This is a genomic window from Pseudovibrio sp. W74 (assembly GCF_001623085.1).
In the GTDB taxonomy this organism is placed as follows: domain Bacteria; phylum Pseudomonadota; class Alphaproteobacteria; order Rhizobiales; family Stappiaceae; genus Pseudovibrio.
In genome coordinates this window covers 600,405-616,961 of record NZ_LMCJ01000017.1, presented here as the reverse complement: position 1 = coordinate 616,961, position 16,557 = coordinate 600,405, and the positions used below count along the sequence as shown (strand labels likewise).

At 47.9% G+C, this 16,557-nt stretch carries 18 protein-coding genes and 1 pseudogene; 13 read left to right on the top strand and 6 right to left on the bottom strand.

Annotation, left to right across the window (positions count from 1 at the left end):
- Nucleotides 1-4 precede the first annotated feature (4 nt).
- From PsW74_RS14135 to PsW74_RS14120, 4 genes and pseudogenes are all read right to left on the bottom strand, one after another.
- Nucleotides 5-1,072, bottom strand: coding sequence for a tyrosine-type recombinase/integrase (locus tag PsW74_RS14135; RefSeq protein WP_063289098.1), 1,068 nt, complete (start codon nt 1,070-1,072; stop codon nt 5-7).
- Nucleotides 1,053-1,298, bottom strand: a complete 246-nt coding sequence (locus tag PsW74_RS14130; RefSeq protein ID WP_063289097.1) for a hypothetical protein — start codon at nt 1,296-1,298, stop codon at nt 1,053-1,055. The genes PsW74_RS14135 and PsW74_RS14130 overlap by 20 nt, the downstream gene beginning before the upstream one ends.
- A gap of 180 nt (nt 1,299-1,478) precedes the next feature.
- Nucleotides 1,479-1,766 (bottom strand): annotated as a pseudogene (locus tag PsW74_RS14125) (DUF2312 domain-containing protein); the annotation flags it as partial.
- Between the two features lie 8 nt (nt 1,767-1,774).
- Complete coding sequence (locus PsW74_RS14120) at nt 1,775-1,990, bottom strand: hypothetical protein (protein WP_063289096.1); 216 nt, start codon at nt 1,988-1,990, stop codon at nt 1,775-1,777.
- Nucleotides 1,991-2,409: 419 nt separating this feature from the next.
- On the opposite strand from PsW74_RS14120, the gene PsW74_RS29735 reads away from it, so the two are divergent.
- The 12 genes from PsW74_RS29735 to PsW74_RS14055 all read left to right on the top strand — a co-directional run bounded on the left by PsW74_RS29735 (nt 2,410) and on the right by PsW74_RS14055 (nt 13,091).
- Nucleotides 2,410-2,640: a hypothetical protein gene (locus PsW74_RS29735; RefSeq protein ID WP_244271763.1), complete on the top strand. Its 231-nt coding sequence runs from the start codon at nt 2,410-2,412 to the stop codon at nt 2,638-2,640.
- Nucleotides 2,641-3,228: 588 nt separating this feature from the next.
- Nucleotides 3,229-4,122 (top strand): helix-turn-helix domain-containing protein, encoded by an 894-nt coding sequence (locus PsW74_RS14105; RefSeq protein ID WP_063289093.1) that lies wholly within the window; start codon nt 3,229-3,231, stop codon nt 4,120-4,122.
- Nucleotides 4,119-4,784, top strand: coding sequence for a hypothetical protein (locus PsW74_RS14100; RefSeq protein ID WP_063289092.1), 666 nt, complete (start codon nt 4,119-4,121; stop codon nt 4,782-4,784). The genes PsW74_RS14105 and PsW74_RS14100 overlap by 4 nt, the downstream gene beginning before the upstream one ends.
- Complete coding sequence (locus tag PsW74_RS14095; protein WP_063289091.1) at nt 4,771-5,268, top strand: hypothetical protein; 498 nt, start codon at nt 4,771-4,773, stop codon at nt 5,266-5,268. Before PsW74_RS14100 ends, PsW74_RS14095 begins: the two co-directional genes overlap by 14 nt.
- Nucleotides 5,269-5,330: 62 nt before the next feature.
- Nucleotides 5,331-5,786 (top strand): hypothetical protein, encoded by a 456-nt coding sequence (locus PsW74_RS14090; protein ID WP_063289090.1) that lies wholly within the window; start codon nt 5,331-5,333, stop codon nt 5,784-5,786.
- Nucleotides 5,787-5,950: 164 nt separating this feature from the next.
- Entirely contained in the window at nt 5,951-6,757 is an 807-nt protein-coding gene (locus PsW74_RS14085; RefSeq protein WP_063289089.1) for a Dam family site-specific DNA-(adenine-N6)-methyltransferase, read from the top strand.
- A gap of 1 nt (nt 6,758) precedes the next feature.
- Entirely contained in the window at nt 6,759-7,946 is a 1,188-nt protein-coding gene (locus PsW74_RS14080) for a metallophosphoesterase (RefSeq protein WP_063289088.1), read from the top strand.
- Between the two features lie 2 nt (nt 7,947-7,948).
- Nucleotides 7,949-9,805, top strand: coding sequence for a hypothetical protein (locus PsW74_RS14075; RefSeq protein ID WP_063289087.1), 1,857 nt, complete (start codon nt 7,949-7,951; stop codon nt 9,803-9,805).
- On the top strand, nt 9,798-10,721 hold the full coding sequence (locus PsW74_RS14070) for a hypothetical protein (protein ID WP_153041722.1): 924 nt from the start codon (nt 9,798-9,800) through the stop codon (nt 10,719-10,721). The genes PsW74_RS14075 and PsW74_RS14070 overlap by 8 nt, the downstream gene beginning before the upstream one ends.
- A 107-nt stretch (nt 10,722-10,828) precedes the next feature.
- On the top strand, nt 10,829-11,455 hold the full coding sequence (locus PsW74_RS14065) for a hypothetical protein (protein WP_063289085.1): 627 nt from the start codon (nt 10,829-10,831) through the stop codon (nt 11,453-11,455).
- An 88-nt stretch (nt 11,456-11,543) separates the two neighbouring features.
- The gene (locus PsW74_RS14060; protein ID WP_063289084.1) at nt 11,544-12,332 is read left to right on the top strand and encodes an HNH endonuclease; all 789 of its coding nucleotides are present in this window, start codon (nt 11,544-11,546) and stop codon (nt 12,330-12,332) included.
- A 135-nt stretch (nt 12,333-12,467) separates the two neighbouring features.
- On the top strand, nt 12,468-13,091 hold the full coding sequence (locus tag PsW74_RS14055; protein ID WP_063289083.1) for a DUF1441 family protein: 624 nt from the start codon (nt 12,468-12,470) through the stop codon (nt 13,089-13,091).
- 22 nt (nt 13,092-13,113) lie between these two features.
- Here the strand turns inward: PsW74_RS14055 and PsW74_RS14050 are convergent, their stop codons facing one another.
- Nucleotides 13,114-13,353, bottom strand: coding sequence for a hypothetical protein (locus PsW74_RS14050; protein WP_063289082.1), 240 nt, complete (start codon nt 13,351-13,353; stop codon nt 13,114-13,116).
- A 197-nt stretch (nt 13,354-13,550) separates the two neighbouring features.
- Between PsW74_RS14050 and PsW74_RS14045 the strand changes: the two genes are divergently transcribed.
- Nucleotides 13,551-15,680, top strand: coding sequence for a terminase gpA endonuclease subunit (locus tag PsW74_RS14045; RefSeq protein ID WP_193777956.1), 2,130 nt, complete (start codon nt 13,551-13,553; stop codon nt 15,678-15,680).
- 9 nt (nt 15,681-15,689) lie between these two features.
- On the opposite strand, the gene PsW74_RS14040 is transcribed toward PsW74_RS14045, so the two are convergent.
- The gene (locus PsW74_RS14040) at nt 15,690-16,529 is read right to left on the bottom strand and encodes a hypothetical protein (RefSeq protein WP_063289080.1); all 840 of its coding nucleotides are present in this window, start codon (nt 16,527-16,529) and stop codon (nt 15,690-15,692) included.
- Nucleotides 16,530-16,557 lie beyond the last annotated feature (28 nt).

The following is a 16,557-nucleotide window of genomic DNA, read 5'->3' as shown; positions in this document are numbered from 1 at the left end:
TTCTCTAGGAGAGAGTTCTACGTACCCTTGAAGCGAATTTTTCAACACTCTTGCCTCTGCCATAGTGCTTACCCATTGATGTTGATTTGTCGCCAATGGCTTGGGCAACATCTTCATCTGAAAATCCATGGTCTTTCAGCTCGCTGGCATAGGTCACGCGCAAACCGTGCAATGTGAGATCTGATCCAGTGGGGCAGGTGTCTTTGAAGACCGGCTTTGCTTTGAAGTCCTGCCAGGCCTTGCGCATGGCGTTCTCTGACGGGTAGGGCTTGCCTCGGGAATTCTTACAGATGGTGAGGGTTGATTTATCTTCTGCGTTCAGCACGTCCTGCAGGGGTGGCAAGACGTAGAAGAGGCAATCAACCTTGTTCTTTTTGGCGGTGTAGGTGATGGAGTAGCCTTCTGCCTGCGATCCTTGCAGATTGTCCCATCTAAGTGAGGCTATGTCTTGCCCTCTGGCTCCTGTCCACCTTGCCAATGCCAGGACTGGCTTCAGGTGTTTGGGGATGATCTCAAAGATTGCTTCGAACTCTGCTTCTTTCCATCTTCGGTTGGCGTTTGCTGAGTTTTTGTATTTTCGGCTGATACCCCTGACCGGGTTTAGCTTCAAGCCTGCATAGCCATACTCGACGCCCACGGAAAAGGCGGCTGACAGCATGGCGAGTACATCGTTTGAGAATTTGGGGTATTTGTCTTCGGCGGCTTTGTCGCGGGTGATTGCCATGTCTGAGGGGGCAACCGTTATCAGAGGGGCTTTGAGAACATTCTTTGCTCTCAGCCAGTCTATGACCCTCTGGTAGTCTGATTGCGTGCGTGGGGAGAGTTTGGTCCAGCGGTCTTTGGTTTGATAATACTCTATCAACCCGCCAAGGGTGCCGAAGCCTTTGTCCTTTGGAGCGTCTACCAGCTTTGTATAGCGCTGCAGGATCTCTGGTGTTGAGAGGTGGCTTTGAAGGGCTTCTCTGGACCCTTCAAAGCCTTTTACAAGTGCTTTCCGGTTGCTGCGAATATAAACATACCATCTGCCATTGCGTGCATATGTCGATAAGCCTTTAAGCCGCACTTTGGTCATCCCACATTCCACCGCTTGAGGTTAAAGGATCCGTGTGAGGATACTTTAGTGAATGCGCCCACTGCTGAAGATCTGGCACATAATAGCGCTCTTCGCCCTTTGTCTCTGGGATGACAGCAGGCGTGAGCCTGTGATCGGTTGACCGTAGACGTTTGAAGAGGGTTACAGAAACCCCAAGCATTTCTGCTGCTGTCTTTTGATTTACCAAAATGAGTTGGTTAGGCATGCTGAGTTGCTCCCGCTGTTTTGGGGCTTAGCTGTCCTGAGTTGCGAGGAGGGTGGTTTGCATTTGCCAACCGGTGGCCCATTGGGCGTGTCTTGGGTCATCTGTGAGGAAAGGGTTGTCTGTGACTGCCTTGCCCGCGCTGGCGTCGTCGATGCCTTGCTGTTCTGCAATCGTGTACTCACCAGCCATGCCCATGGCGTGCAAGTAAAGATCCAGCATGGATTGCTGCTCTTCACGTTCATGCGGCTTCTGCTTTCGAAGTTTGAGAAGCAGGCGCATGGTTGGAGTATCAAATCCGTTGCTCTTGGCTTCTGTGAAGACGTCCTTGATATCGTCTGCAATGCCCTTTTTCTCAGTTTCCAGGCGTTCAATGCGATCTACAAAGCTGCGCAGTTGATCAGCTGCAATACCGCCAGCATTAGAGTTGGGCTGCAGAGCTTCGTCCTGTTTCTTCTTCCGAGGTGCCATGTTGAACCTCACTGAGTTGGAGCTAGGGAAAGGGCGCGGCTTGCTCCGCTGGAAAAGCGGATTGCGATGATTTGCGCAAGTTCGCCGCGTTCACTCAAAGAGAGGGGCGCAGCCTCTACCAGGCGTTCGAGGCTGAATATTTCTGGCTGCAGTAAGCCATAATAGCTTGAAAGGCTGTGTTCACTATGGGTGCACTGGGTATTCGTCAAATCAAAAGTACGCATGACTACTCCTGTCATTGATGGCAGAGATTAATCTCGTAATCAGGTTCTTGCCTTGCGAAACAAACTATCCACAAAAAGCAGAACATACAGAAATCATAAATCTACGAATTGTGGATTGTCAATCAATGTAATCCACGAAACGTAGATTTATTAGTTGACCTTCTTTTGATTGATGCAAATATTTGACGCACTCAGGGGTATAGAGCTGCGCACTTAAATAGCTGCTCTTTGTATGGAAAGAATCTTTAGTGCTGAGAAAATTCAGAGTGTTCTGATGAAGGGTGAAAAGAGTTCACTAATGCGTTGGAATTGCTCAACGAGGGTCTTGTGTGCTTTGCAATTCTAATTGGTTTATTAACGCGAAGTAAACGAATCATCGTTGTTAAATATCGGATACTTAGGGGATGTGGGAGGTCGTTTTGGACCAAGAAGAACGCTTCCAGTTGTTGTTAAAAGGGGCTCAATCGTCCCCACTATCGTTCGATTTATTAGAGGCATTGTCGCGTAATATGGACATGAGTTCATTGGCCATTTTGGTGGGCAATGCATCAATGTTGCCTAAATATATGAAGTCCATTGAGATCCCATATCGCTCACGCAGCTTTATTGCGCCGGGTATTGAGACGCGAAAGTCTCCGGTTTCCCATTGATTGTAGGACTTGTATTGAATGTCGGCATTTGCCGCGAAATCCTTCTGGTTCATACCGAAGTATTTTCTCACAGCTCTAAGTCGTATTGCGGAATCCGCGTAACGTCCTGAAATCACTCTTCTAGTCATGGATTGCATTCTATCATAATCCAATAAATGTAGACTATGTTGTATTTATGGTGTTGACTATAATCTACGAAACGTTGATTTTTGTCGCATGATTAACGCACGCGAAGTTGCTCAAACGCTTGGCAGGAAGAATATTCAAAATGCTCTCGGGGTTAAATCGGGCGCTGTAAGCGCTGCCGTTGTGCGAGGGCAATTTCCTGCTTCGTGGTTTCATGAGATGGAACAGTTGGCGCATGCCGCCAATATGGAAATGCCACGTCATCTCTTCAATTGGAGACGTGGCAACGGGAGACGGAAAGCTATGGGTCCGTGACCGCCACAAGCCGTTAGGGCTGTTCTGAGGGTATAGTTACAAGTCACCTTGTTAGCTTCAATCCCTTTGTAATCAGAGCGCGTATTCCGCCACTGATTTTCTAGTTCTTACTTTTCCAATTATCCGCACTGCTCAGGAGGTCGTAAAATGCCTAAGCCTGTTAACCGTCCCCGTTTGTCTATTATTCCTGCTGGTGTTTTTGAAGATACGCGCCTGAAACCAAGGGATATTCAGGTTCTGGGCGTGTTGTGCTGTTCTACCGATGGCAATGGGGTGACCTATCGCAGTCAGGTGAAGATTGCCCGGCAGTTGGAGATTGCACGCTCTACAGTGCAAAAATCCATTGGCAACCTTGTGCGCTATGGCTGGCTTAAAGTGATGCGAGGTGTGCGTGCTGATGGTGGTGACTGCTCCCATACTTATCGGGTGGAGAACAAGCGAAAGCGCCAGGACGGGCAGGGGGATCTTTTAGAAGAGGCTCCCCCGGATACCCATGTGAATGACAGGCAGGGGGTGCCATCCAATAAGCGGCAGCCCCTGCCACCCCAGATCGGCACCTATAAGAACGAGTCCTTAAAACCTAAAGAAGAAGAAGACAAAGCGGCTGCGAGTGGGTCTTTATGCGAAAATGCTTCCACTCAACCTTCCAGCTCACCACCCGCAGATAAGGCCGGGCAGAGGTTTGTTGAGGGCTGTAGTCGGTTTTTGAAATCACTAGGGCTTGATGCCACCACAGCGCAGGTGCGGGGCGGCCTAAACCCGGTTTGGGGCTGGTTGATCCATGGGTGCGATCTTGAAATGGATGTAAAACCCACAATTACCCATGTTTTGGGGCGTGCGCCGGAGCAACCGCGCAGCCTCAACTACTTCACCCGCGCCATTCTTGCGGCCAAACGCAGCCGCGAAGAGCTGGGCAAGATTGAAGGCCGGTTTATCCCTGATGGCAGCAAGGCCAAAGCAGCGAGGGCGCGAGATCTGGACAGATCAGCAGAGCGCTGCCGGGCGGCGATTACCAAAGTGTTTGGTGAGGGGTATGCATGAGCGCGGCCGCACAGACAAAATCAGCCAATGACCTCATAGCGCAGCACTTTTTGAGTACGCTGGGCGGCACTTTCAAAAAGGTGCCAGGCAGCAACGAGGAAGCCTATTTCACCTCTTTGCGAGAGAAGCTTAGCGGGTTTTCAGAGGAGGTGCTGAAAGCCGGAGCGGATGCGTTGGTGCTGGCTGCAAAAAGCACTGTTTGGCCGTTTGTTGGAGAGTGCGTGAAAGCCTGCACTGAGGCGCAACGGCAGTTGGAAGGCACACCTGAGCCCAGCCTGCAGGTGGGCGGCTATCCATGGCCTGAGCATGTGGCCATCAAGATAATGGTGGGAGCGAATGCAGACACTGCGCTTTCCGCCTGCCTTGCTGGCTGGCAAGCGGATCTGGTGGACTTTGTGCGCCGGGAAAAGCGCATGCCGGATATGGCGGAAACTGAGATTCTTGTGGTGGCCACAATGGAGCGCAACCGGCGCGTGGCCGGGCAGGTGAAAACTGCTCTGGATGTGCTGCGCGGGGAAACCACACGGGAGCTCGCAGCGCTCCCGCCAAACCATCCAATTCAGTTGATGGCAGATACTTTTGAGCGGCGGCGTGAGCGGCTGGCAGGCCTGATCGCTAAAGAAGTTTTACGACATGGGGAGATGCAGGATGTTGAGCTCTAAGAATACAGATCCACTCCGCTTGCGCGGCACCAAGAAAGAGCAAAAGCAGGAAGCGCTGCGCCGGGCAAAGTACCAACGCGGGCAGGCGCTGGAATGGCTTTACAACAACAAACACATCACCAAGCAGCAATACCTGGCAGGCTGCAAGATCCGGGCGCTGTATGCTGAATGCGAGGGGCAAGCTAGCTCCATCGACTTCACCCAGCCCCGCGTTGATTGCAGCCGCAAAGTGCGCGACTGGCTTCTTGTCTCCACCACAGACGCAAACCGAACACTGGAACGGATCGCAACCCTCTTGGGGCCTGATCAATCGCAGGCAGTGTTCGCTATAGCCGGGCAGGGCCTATCTATCACAGAAGCGGCGATTGGGTTTGAGGAGAACCAGGCGAAGAGAGAGGCTGGGACGCCAAGTAGGGCTACCCGCGATTATGTTTCGAGGCTGATGCGCAATGGATTGGGGCATGTGGTGGGGGAGATTGAGTAGTGAGATACTATCAGGCATCATAAACAGGTTTTATTGCTGTTCATTTGCAAGGAGTAAATTAATTGAAAAAACACGAAGAATTTGCGGCGGAGGCGAGATTGTACTTTGCATGCGCGAATGATGCAGACAAGAATGTTGGGAAGTTTCCCGCATACGCAATGTCAGCTCCACGCCCGGTTATGCTTTTGATGGCATTCTCTATTGAACTATCTCTAAAATCGTTTTTGCTTGAAAATGGCTGTAACAATAAAAAAGTTAAAAAGCTGGGACATAACTTGGCTAGATTGTGGGACGAGTGCAATGCTTATGGTGCTGACAAGATGCTTGTTTTGAATGAAAAGGAAATACGATTATTGGCGGTTATTAGCGACCTGCATAGAAACATGTCTCTTAGATATCGGGTGCCAAGCAAACTGGGACGCCTACCTGTGTATGGAGCACTCGAAGTGTTGGCGCACAAATTTTTGGTACTTTGTAAGGCTCCTAGCTTGAAGATAATACATGAAAGTGGATTCTAACCTGATGACCGATGAGTATAACAGGTTATCTAGCAGTCTCTATCAATTGTATTTCGTCTGCAATTTCGATAACTAGCTATTACTAACGACGATGTGAATCACTTCATCTTCAAGGGGGTAAAACTTGGATAGCCTCACTTTATGCTTGGATAATGGAAGCTATTATGTCCGAAACGTTAAAACTGCTAAAGTGGGCGGGTAGCAAATCCAATGTTTCAGAGAAAATCAAATCCTATTTAGATTTCTCTCGCCCATACATCGAGCCTTTTTGCGGATCAGCAGCGTTCTTTTTTAAGTTCGAACCTCAAGTAGCATTTTTGAATGATGTCAATGAGAATTTGATGGATTGCTTTCGACATGTCAGAGATAGTGCTGATGATGTGTGGAAGATCTATGATAAAATTGAGATTTCAGAGGAGCGATACTATGAGGTTCGCGAGGAGTTTAACGAGCTTCAGCTAGGAGTTGAGAAGGCGGCAAGATTCGTCTACTTGAATCATTATTGCTTTAATGGAATTTACAGAACAAACAAAAAAGGTGAATTTAACACACCTTTTGGCGCCAAAAAGAAGGTAAAGCAAAAGCTTTCTTTGAATGACTTTCAGAATATTTCATCTGTTTTGAGAAGAGCTATTATTTCAAGTGATGATTTCGAGGCATTTATTGATACCGTTAAGCCTGAAGGTAGTTGCATTTACATGGATCCTCCGTATTTTACAAACGAAGCGCGAGTATTTAGTGAATACAACTCTAAGCAATTTCGCGGAGACGACCTAGCGCGCTTGTTGAAGATTTCAAAGAAGTACGCGACTAACAATAGAATTGTGATCTCTTATAGAGATTGCGGCGAGTTTAGAGATTTATTTGAACCATACATTTTGGGCACGGTGCCGGTCACTAGAAATGTGGGTGGGTTTGTCGGGCGTAGAAAGACTGAAACTGAGTTGCTAGCTGTAATTTGCGAAGAATAATATGAGATTTCTTGTTGTAAGTGATATTCATTGCATGTCATCTGATTTGGAAGGTGCAAATGTCTATTTTGGAAACGAGGGAAGCTCGTTTAACATCGAAGAAAGATGTCCTTCCAAAAATCCAATACTTGCGCTTACCAAGTGTCTTTCCGATGAAGAGTTGCAAGTTGACGCAATACTTTGTTTGGGTGATTTTGCCCACCAATCCAAGCAATTACCACTTATGCAAGCTTGGAACGACTTACACCTTGTTGCGAGAAAACTGAATATTCAGCATGTAATGGGTGTGACCGGAAATCATGATTTGCTTTCTCGTATCGAAGACATAGATCAAGCTCAGAAAAGAATAGATTTCCTGAAGCAAATTGCCCCTCCATTCCCTTTTAACGACCGTCAGCAACAGAAAGACTATTTTGCTGACGGTGTTGCAGTTCTTTCACTTTTAGGATGCGATGTTATCGCGGTTGATACCTGTAGACTTCATGGATTAGGTGGAGATGCGAATGCTTCAAGATCGATATGGGCGATAGGTCATCTTAGCGAAGCCATGATTGCGAAGATTGTTGAGATAATCGAACAATCTGAAAATAGTCACTTTATTGTAATGATGCATCACCACCCGCTGCGGGTCGACGAAATTGTAGACCCTGATTATGATCAGATGTCTGATGGGGCGAAGCTTTTGCAATCGCTTGGAGACACCGGGAAGTCCTGTATTGTCGTACACGGCCATAAGCATATGGTTAAGTTAAGGTGTGCGGAGTTGGGACATGTTAAGCCGGTCGTCTTTTCAGCATCTAGTTTTGCCGCATATCCATACAAGAACCATGAACGTTACTTTGCAAATCAGTTCCATATCCTGGACATTAAGCTAGACGCTCCACGGCCTGAAGGTACAATCTATTCTTGGGATTGGGGTGGAGGAAAATGGGAGCGAAGTAGAACGCCTAATATGCCTTTTACGCGTCCGTTTGGAAAAGACTACGCGATCGATGACATTGTTACAAAAATTTGTGCGATAGATTGTACTTCGATGGTTGCTAAAAATGCTCTCTTCGAATCTGTGCCAGAGCTTGCGTATGTAAGTATGGACGAAGTTGAAGTAATCAATCAAAAATTGATTGAACACGATTTGTCGATTGTATCTGCGCGGTCAGATATTCAGGCTCTTATGCGCGGAGTGCAGTGATTATGATTTCAACACAGTTCAATGCGCGAAATGCCAGTCCGAAAGATATCGCTTCTTCCTTCGTGATGCCTGAGTATTTTGAGCAGGCCGCAGCCTATCAGAATTTAGTTTTAGTTGGACCTAGAGGGTTAGGTAAAACCACTATAATGAAGGCACTGACGGCTACTGGTTTGTATTACCTACACCAAAGAGAAGAGTTTGCAGATCGCCTCAGAAGAGTAAATTTTGAGTATATTCCAGTCTACATCCCTGCAGAATCGATTTGGAAGGGCACAGCACAGCTTGTTTCGAATTTGGATATCTCGAAAAGTGATATGGATTTAATTCTAAATGGTCTGTTTACTGATCATTGTTTGTATCAACTGATCGCTTCCTTTGAAGATGCCAGGATTGTTAGTGACCTCACCATTCATGGAGAGGCGGTACCATGGGCTGCGCACCTAAATGATGTTCAGGAATCTCTTATCTGTGAAATGTGCTCTGAACTCTGGTCGTTACCCACAAAGCAGTTTTCGTTTATCGGGCTCAAGCTTGCTCTCTTGAAGCGGATCAACATGTTTCGATCAGCGGTAAGCCCTTTCAACTCAAGCGCAGATCTAGATGCCATTCGGCTTGTAGGGCATCTCGACTTTTTGGTTATGCTAAAAGGTTTTTTTGATGCTGTTGAAAGTCAAATTGGTGTGCATCGATGGAGCGTAAGTTTTGATGAAATGGAGATTGCACCAAAAAGGGTTTTAACTCGCTTATATGAAAACTTACGCTCCTTTGATCAGAGAGCTGTTTTGAAGTTTTCCTTGTTTCCGTATATTGATTTTTATGACTTGGAGGAACGACTTAGGACGAGTGAAACAGGACCTGTTGACGGCCAAGACTTTCATTCAATCATTCTTGCAAATAAGTTCGCAGATGCCGATCATAAATTCTCAAAAGAGCTTATTCAAAAGGAGTGTGAGAATAGAGGGATCGTGTTTAGTGAGTTCGTTCATTACCTCAATAGCTCAAGTGCAATAAAGAAAGACACTCGCAAGTTCGTGTCAAAAGGTTTTGAGCGTCAAGTTAGTGCCATCTATACAGCGGCAAAATCTGCCGGAGATAGGTCTTTCATTGAGCACATGGCTAGTAATGATTTTAAGAGCGTGTCAGATATAGATGGTCTGAGAAGTGAAAATCAGAGAGCATCTTATCTAAGAAAAGTTGCGCCGATAGCTGAGATAAGAAGTTATTATTTCTCGAAGGCTGGTAAAAGTAAAACTCATCAATCTTCGACAAGACGTCGCTCTGCTAAAGGTTATGGCTACTATCACGGCTTCGATCAGTTATTAAGTCTTACGGAGGGGAATCCGAGAGCTGTTAAGTATTTGCTTAATGAATTATTCGTTAGCTTTAACGACAGGGTGGATTCGAAAATAGCACAGAACCGCGCAATACCTCGCAATGTAGATCGTTTTCGGGCTTTGATAGCATCCTATAATCCGTCCGAGAAAAGCGCAAATGAGGTGTACCCTACACTTGCAGTCGTCGATCGGTTGGGAGAGACACTGTCAGAAAACTTGTTTGATAGTAAATTTCAACCAGAGCCAGCGCTTTCTTATCGTCTCAAGGGCGTATCTACAAAAATTAGAGATGCTTTGATTATTGGAATCAATTCCGGGGCGCTCGTAGTAGATCAACGATCAGATGGAAAACAGTTAATATTTGATCTCGAAGGCTGTCGTCTTCGTATCTCTCATCGCTTAGCACCGTTTTACAAATTGCCTACTATTACCGGGCAAGAACGAGTTCTTTCTGCAATGCCACAAAACAGTAAAAAGCAAGATGAGCAACCAGATCTATTAAACTGGGCTACAACAGATGCTTGATGTTATTTTAGTTGACCCTAAATCAGTTCAGCCGAATGTTTTTCTTGGCTGTGTTGGTTATGAACATCGATCGATTGAACGATTGCGTAATAGAGAAGATGAGCTATCTGGTACGCAAATTTTTTTATTTGATTACCAAAGTCATGGGATACATTCTTATGATGAAAATTCATCTGTAATATCAGATCTAAATTGTGTGCGAAGGAACGATTTCTCACATCTCTTGAGTGACTTGGAGATGAACCTACCAATGGTAGGCCAAGTGAACCTAGAGATTGATGTAACATCATTAGATCGAAAAAAAATTTCGGCGATGTTTGAGTTTCTATTTCTGAATTTTGATAAGTTTGGTCAAATACTGATTACCTATCATCCTCAATCATTCGTTTTACCTAAAGCAACTTTGGATCATGTGAAAGATTTCGGGCCAATATCTGCTGCTTTCTTAGGTGAGGCGAGTCTATTTCGAGAACATCTAACCCTCATTGCTGGAGCTGGTTATGAGTTTGGAAGAATAATCGGTGCAATTGATGTGCTTGAGCCAGAGCGTATCTATTGCTTTTCACCGATAGGTACAGACAAAAGATTTGAAGAAGAAATTCAAAAGAACAATCTTGATTTTAGCTTTTTAGAGCAACCAGAACTGCTTCAAAGCTACAACCTCCTAAAGCCGGAGAAACTTTACTTCGAGCTGAGACGTGTTGTTGAGTTTGAGGCGCGAGAACGAAATGTCTTGCTGCTACCATTGGGGCCGAAGATTTTCGCAGCTATTTCTATCTTGATCGCGTTGATTTGGCATCCTGCTATTATGGTGTGGCGCCATTCCACAGTCGCAAGTGATGAACCTAATTCATTGTTAGACGCTAAAGCCTCTGGGAGTTTGGTTGAGTTAGCGTTCGAGTTTATCGAGAGGTAGACTTTCAGGATACTTGACACCTGCAGCACTAATAGGCATGATTCAATTATGATGAAAAATTGCGCTTTCAGGTTGCCGCCTGAGAGCGCTTTTTCGTTGGGGGGGCTATGATCCGCTACATTGCAAACTTTGATGAAGTCGCAAATGGGCTGACCAAAGTGGAACAACGGCAAGTGCCCTATGCGATCAGCTTAGCGCTGAATGAGACAGTGCAGGATATCAAGACCAATAGCGAGAAAGCATTAAGCAGGCGGCTGGACCGTCCCACACCCTTCACCAAACGCGGCCTTGCACTGAGACGGGCAAGTAAGCGCAACCTTTCGGCCGTTGTTTTCTTTAAGGATAGGCAGGCTGACTATTTGGAGCTGCAGGAGAAAGGAGGAACCAGAAGGCCAAAGCGGAAAGCGTTGGCAGTTCCGTTCTCTCAGCGGCTCAATAAATACGGTAACCTCCCACGGCGCAGTATTGACCGGCTGTTGAAACGCCCGGATGTGTTTCAAGGTGAGATCAACGGGGTTGAGGGAATCTGGCAGCGCCCTAGGCGCGGCAAGCTCCGGGATAGCTCACGGGGCACTAAGGGCCGCACGGGTTTAAAGCTGCTGGTTGCCTATGAGAAGAGCGCAGACTATCAACCGCGCCTGCGCTTTGAAGAGGGTGCGCGAAAGACTGCAGACGCCCGGATGAAACGTAACTTCCGGCGTGCGATGCAGAGAGCATTAGCAACAGCTAGATAGGATCTACAATTTTTTGTTGTAAGGCGTATGGCGCTAAACCTTAAAATATTGGAATGTAATTTTTTCCAATATTATTTGAGTAGCACCTATGAAATTTGCCGTAATTACTGAGAATGATGTCTCTCCATGGGATGATAAGACAGGTCAGCTTTATCACTTTCCCAAACGCTATGCGAAACTGCTGCCAAGCGGCACAAAAGTTATTTATTACAAAGGTAAGTTGAAACAGGCCAAGTTTGCCGATCAGCGTTTGACGAAAGAGCCTCACTATTTCGCTGTTGCCGAGATTGGGACAGTTAAACCTGACCCTGAGAGCAAAAAAGGCGATCTTTATGCCGATATCGTAAACTACCGTCCTTTCGATGAGGCGATCCTGGCAAAGAAAGATGGCGACTATCTCGAGGATATTCCAGAGAGCAAGCGCAGCAATTATTGGCGTGATGGCGTTCGGGAAATTACAATCGCTGTCTACTATCGTATCTTAGGGCAAGTGCCTGTTCCTGATAACATGACCTATGGTTTTGAAGAGGATGACACGCAAAGCAGCTATACTGCTTCAATGGAAGGCGAGCAGAGTTATCGGACTGTTTCGACTTATGAGCGTGATCCAAAACTGAGAGCGCAGGCGATCGAGTTTCATGGGCGTGTCTGCAAGGCTTGCGGCTTCGACTTCGGCTCATTCTACGGGAGCTATGCTGAGGGCTTTATCGAGGTGCACCATATCGAACCGCTCTCAATGCGTGGTGGTCCTATTGAGATTGATCCGCGGAAAGACTTGGTTCCACTTTGCTCCAATTGCCATTCTGTGGTGCATCGCAAGCGTGATCAGGCGTTGAGTATTGAACAACTGAAAGAGATGATCAGTCAAAGCGCTTAGCTGAAGCTTTGGGTCCTTCCTGGGCACGCGCCGGCCTGCGGGTAGTTCGGAACTGCGGGACATTGGTTTGTGTGGTGTGCGGAAGCACTTGGTGTTTTCGTTTCTGTTGTTGTTCCAGATTGAAGGGGGGCGTGCATGGAGAATGTTGAACGCTATCCGCTCCCTGATGGTGTGGAAGATGTGGTGGTGAACAAGCGCCACCTTGCAGAAGCTTTTAAGAAAAGCCTGCCCACCATTGATCAGTGGATTTGCGAGGGGATGCCTTGTGAGAGCAAGGGCACCAACGGGCAAGCTTATGAGTTCCGGCTTTCGGTTTGCTATGCATGGCAGAAGGAAAGGGAAGCTTCAGAGGCTGCGGAAGAAGAGAAGATCCAAAGCAATATCCGGCAAATGCAGATGGCTTTGTTGGGTGGTGGGTCTGGCAATTCTGAAATGGCGCTGACACCAAGGCAGCGTAAGGAACTTTATGAAACTGAGGCAGCCTATAACAAGCTTGCACAATCGCGTGGTGAGCTGATCGCCCGTGCCGATGTTGTGGCGTTGCTGGAACGGACGTTCTCAGCGGTTCGCAATGCGGTGAACGGCATGCCTGACAGGCTGTCTCGGGATGTCGGTTTGGATGGTCGCCAGTCAGAGGCGGCAGTTGTGGTTGCAGATGATCTGCTGGCAGAACTTCACCGGGAGCTTTCTGAATTCATGCAGGCAATGAGCGCGGAAGAAAACGCCGGGCAGGCTGAAGTGATGGAAGCTGCGGAATAGCTGAGGTGCAAAGAGTCGACATTTAGTCTGTGTCATACTCAAGGAAGTACTCATGCCTTGAGAAATCAAAAACGAAGTCTTCGCTTACGAACTTCCTCAACAAACGCGCCTTTTCAGAATCGATGGGCCAACAATCATACATTGGCTGTGTTTCTGGTTCAGCGAAAATGGTTTGAAGTTCTTTCAAATCTGGATTGATGAGAAAGAGTGATCCTCGTTCTTCTTCGGTTGCCTTATCAAAATACCGTATCAGTCGGGGCATAGATGTACCTACTTTTGTTCAGCCGAGAATAGAGAATATCAATTTCTCCAATCGACTATTCAATTCTATAGCTCAGGTTTCAAGATATGCCCACATTTGAACTTCCGCCCCGTGCGCACGGGTGGCGGCCGCCTGCGTATGCGAGTGCTGCCGGGTGCCTTGCTGATGCGCTGCCTATTCTTGCGCCGGTGCGGCGTATGTCGGTTTCTTCCTGGGCAGGTGGTGAGCGCAAGCTGCGGGACAACGGGGCAATCATCGCGTGGGATAACAAGGTAACACCTTACATGGTGGAGCCTATGGACATGAGTGCATCGCGGCGCTTCCGGGGGACGGTGTTTGCCGGGCCTGCGCGGACTGGCAAAACGGATGCTTTGATAATCAACCGCATAGGGCAGGCGATCTGCTGTGAGCCTTGCGACATGCGTGTCATTCATATGGACAGAAACGCGGCGCGTGAATTTGCTTTGAAAAAAGTAGGGGCGCTGATCAACTACACGCCTTCAATCAAGCGGCGCTTAGGCCGGGGCCGGTTTGACAACAACATATTAGACAAGCGTTTTCAGGGCGGCATGACGCTGGATATCGGTTGGCCGGTGGTCTCCAAAGTGTCTGCTTCTGACCTGCCTTTAATGCTGCTGACTGACTATGACCGTGCGCCGGAAGACATTGAAGGGGAAGGCAACTTGTTTGACCTTGCCTTGAAGCGTACGGAAACTTTCGGTTCTCGTGGGATGGCGATTGCAGAGAGTTCTCCGGGTCGTCTGATTGAAGATAATGACTTCTTGCCGCCTGAGGGTGCGCCCCATATGGCACCACCGGCAACTGGCATTTTAGCGCTTTACAACAGGGGCACCCGTGGGCGTTATTACTGGACTTGCCCGGATTGCGCTGAAGTTTTTGAACCAGATTATGAGTTGCTGCATTTTCCAGAGGACGGCAGCCCGAAAGAGCGCGGCCTTGCTGCTGTGATGGTGTGCCCGCATTGCGGTGCGATCTTTGAACCACGGCACAAGGTGGAGCTAAACCGTGCGGGCAGCTGGTTGCATGAAAGCAAAACCGGGGAGCTGGTGAGTGTTCATGATGAGGCTTTGCGGGAAACGGATCTTGTCACTTACTGGCTGAAAGGGGCGGCCGCTGCCTTTCAGCCGTGGGCGTCCCTGGTTTCCAGATATGAGACTGCCTGGCAGGAGTTCCAGCAAACCGGAGATGAAACCTCATTAAAGACCACTGTGAACGTTGATCAGGGCAAGCCTTATTCATCGCGCATGGTGGAAGATGAAGATGACTTGACGGTGAAGCAACTGAAGGACAAGGCAGAGCAGTATCTGCTTAAGGTCGCACCACCGGAAACCCGCTTTCTTACCATTGCCGTTGACGTGCAAAAGGGCCGCTTTGTGTGCCAGGTGGATGCATGGGGGCCGGGGTTGGAACGCTGGCTGATTGATCGCTTTGACGTTCACGCCCCGCCTGCAGGTGCTCCAAGCGCTGATAGCAGGGCGATAGATCCGGCAAAGTACAAGGAAGATTGGGACGCGCTTTTGCCCTTGCTGGAAAAGTACTATCCGGTTGCGGGCAGTGCCTACCAGATCAAACCGGCTGCGCTGATCGTGGACAGTGGCGGCGCGGATGGGGTGACAAAGAATGCTTATGCCTTCTTTCGTAAATCGCGCAAGCTTGGCCTGCGCAGGCGGGTGTTTCTTGCCAAGGGGCTGGACCGCTGGGACCGGGACCGGGCAAAGGAAGTCACACCAGAAAAGGAAGAAGGCAAGCGCGTTAAAAAGCGCTCTGATTTGAGAATTGTTCGTGTGGGCACATGGCGGCTGAAGTCCGAAATTACCGCCAGCCTTGCCCGTGAAGATCCGGGCGCAGATGCCTATCACCTGACCCGTAACCTACCTGCGCACGTGTTTGAAGAGTTTTGCGCAGAGCGGCGCACCCCGAAAGGCTGGGTGCTTCGCAAGGGGCGTAAGCGAAACGAGGCGCTTGATTTGGGCGTTTATGGACTGGCGTTGGTGCTGGTTCTTAGGGCGGAAAAAATCAACTGGAAGCGCCCGCCTATTTGGGCGCGATCTATGGAAACCAATAGTTTTGCAGCACTGCGGCCAAAGCAAGAGACAATCCGTGATGCGGGTTCAAAGGATCTTGCCGGGGAAAGTGTGTCTGAAAGTCTCCCAGTACCGGTGCAAACGGAAGCGCCGGAGACGCAAGCGGAAGACAAGGAACAGGCAGTGCAAACAACGGTGAAGCCGAAACGAGCACCACCTAAAAAGGTGCGCCGGAAACCAAGGCGCAGAGGCAACAGTTTGGTGGCCGGGCTGCGAGGGTGAGATCCTAAGTTATTTGCGTTTCCAGAAAACAGGATGAGGACTAAATGAAAATGGATCAGGAGCTGATGTGAACTTATAGGTGATGGAGTGAAATACGCCTTTTCCTATCTGCGAGGTTACTTCTTTGGGAAATTTATAGGGCCAGCGCCATTGACCAGCGCCATCGCTGTATTTGTGAGAGAGGACGAATGCTCTCAAGTATAGATAAATTTCTCTGCGAACTGAAATTAAGAAATGAGGAACTGTTGATTGACAATGGTAATTGAAAAAGTCGTCAAATGCCATGTCAGTAAACTCTTGGAAGTCGTAATATGGGTGGTCGCTTTCAATATTGCTGTTCTTAAGTGCTTTCTCGAACTGTGAAACCGAAATTGATAGTCCTGCTATACCATGTTTCTGCCCATCTCCTATCATGCGGAACAATCTGTATCTGCTTATTTTTAGATCATTTTTTGCTTGCATGTGATGAAGTAAATCCTTGGGATAATTGAGTTCGGCAGAAAGCCAGCTTTTGAACTTCATCGTGATATTCAGCAAATTTGTTGCGTTGCCAATTTGAGGGGCCTTGCACACATGTTCGAGATAATCGAGGTAGGAGCCATTTTGTGCTGGGAGGTGAGGAAGATTAAAGAGGTTGTTCTTGCTATCCACTCTCGCAATGCTAAGAAAATCTCGAAACAAGATTGCAAATAATCGTTGCTCATTCCAGCTTCTGATCGTCAACTTATCATTCTGATAGTTTAGCCCCTTTTCGAAAATCGACCAATTAACTGTCTCATTGATCATCGACCAAACGAGGTCAAGGATCGTTAGCTCTTTCTCTAGTTCGTTTAAGTTTTCTGGCTGCATGAAATATGACGATCTTTTGAGGGAAATG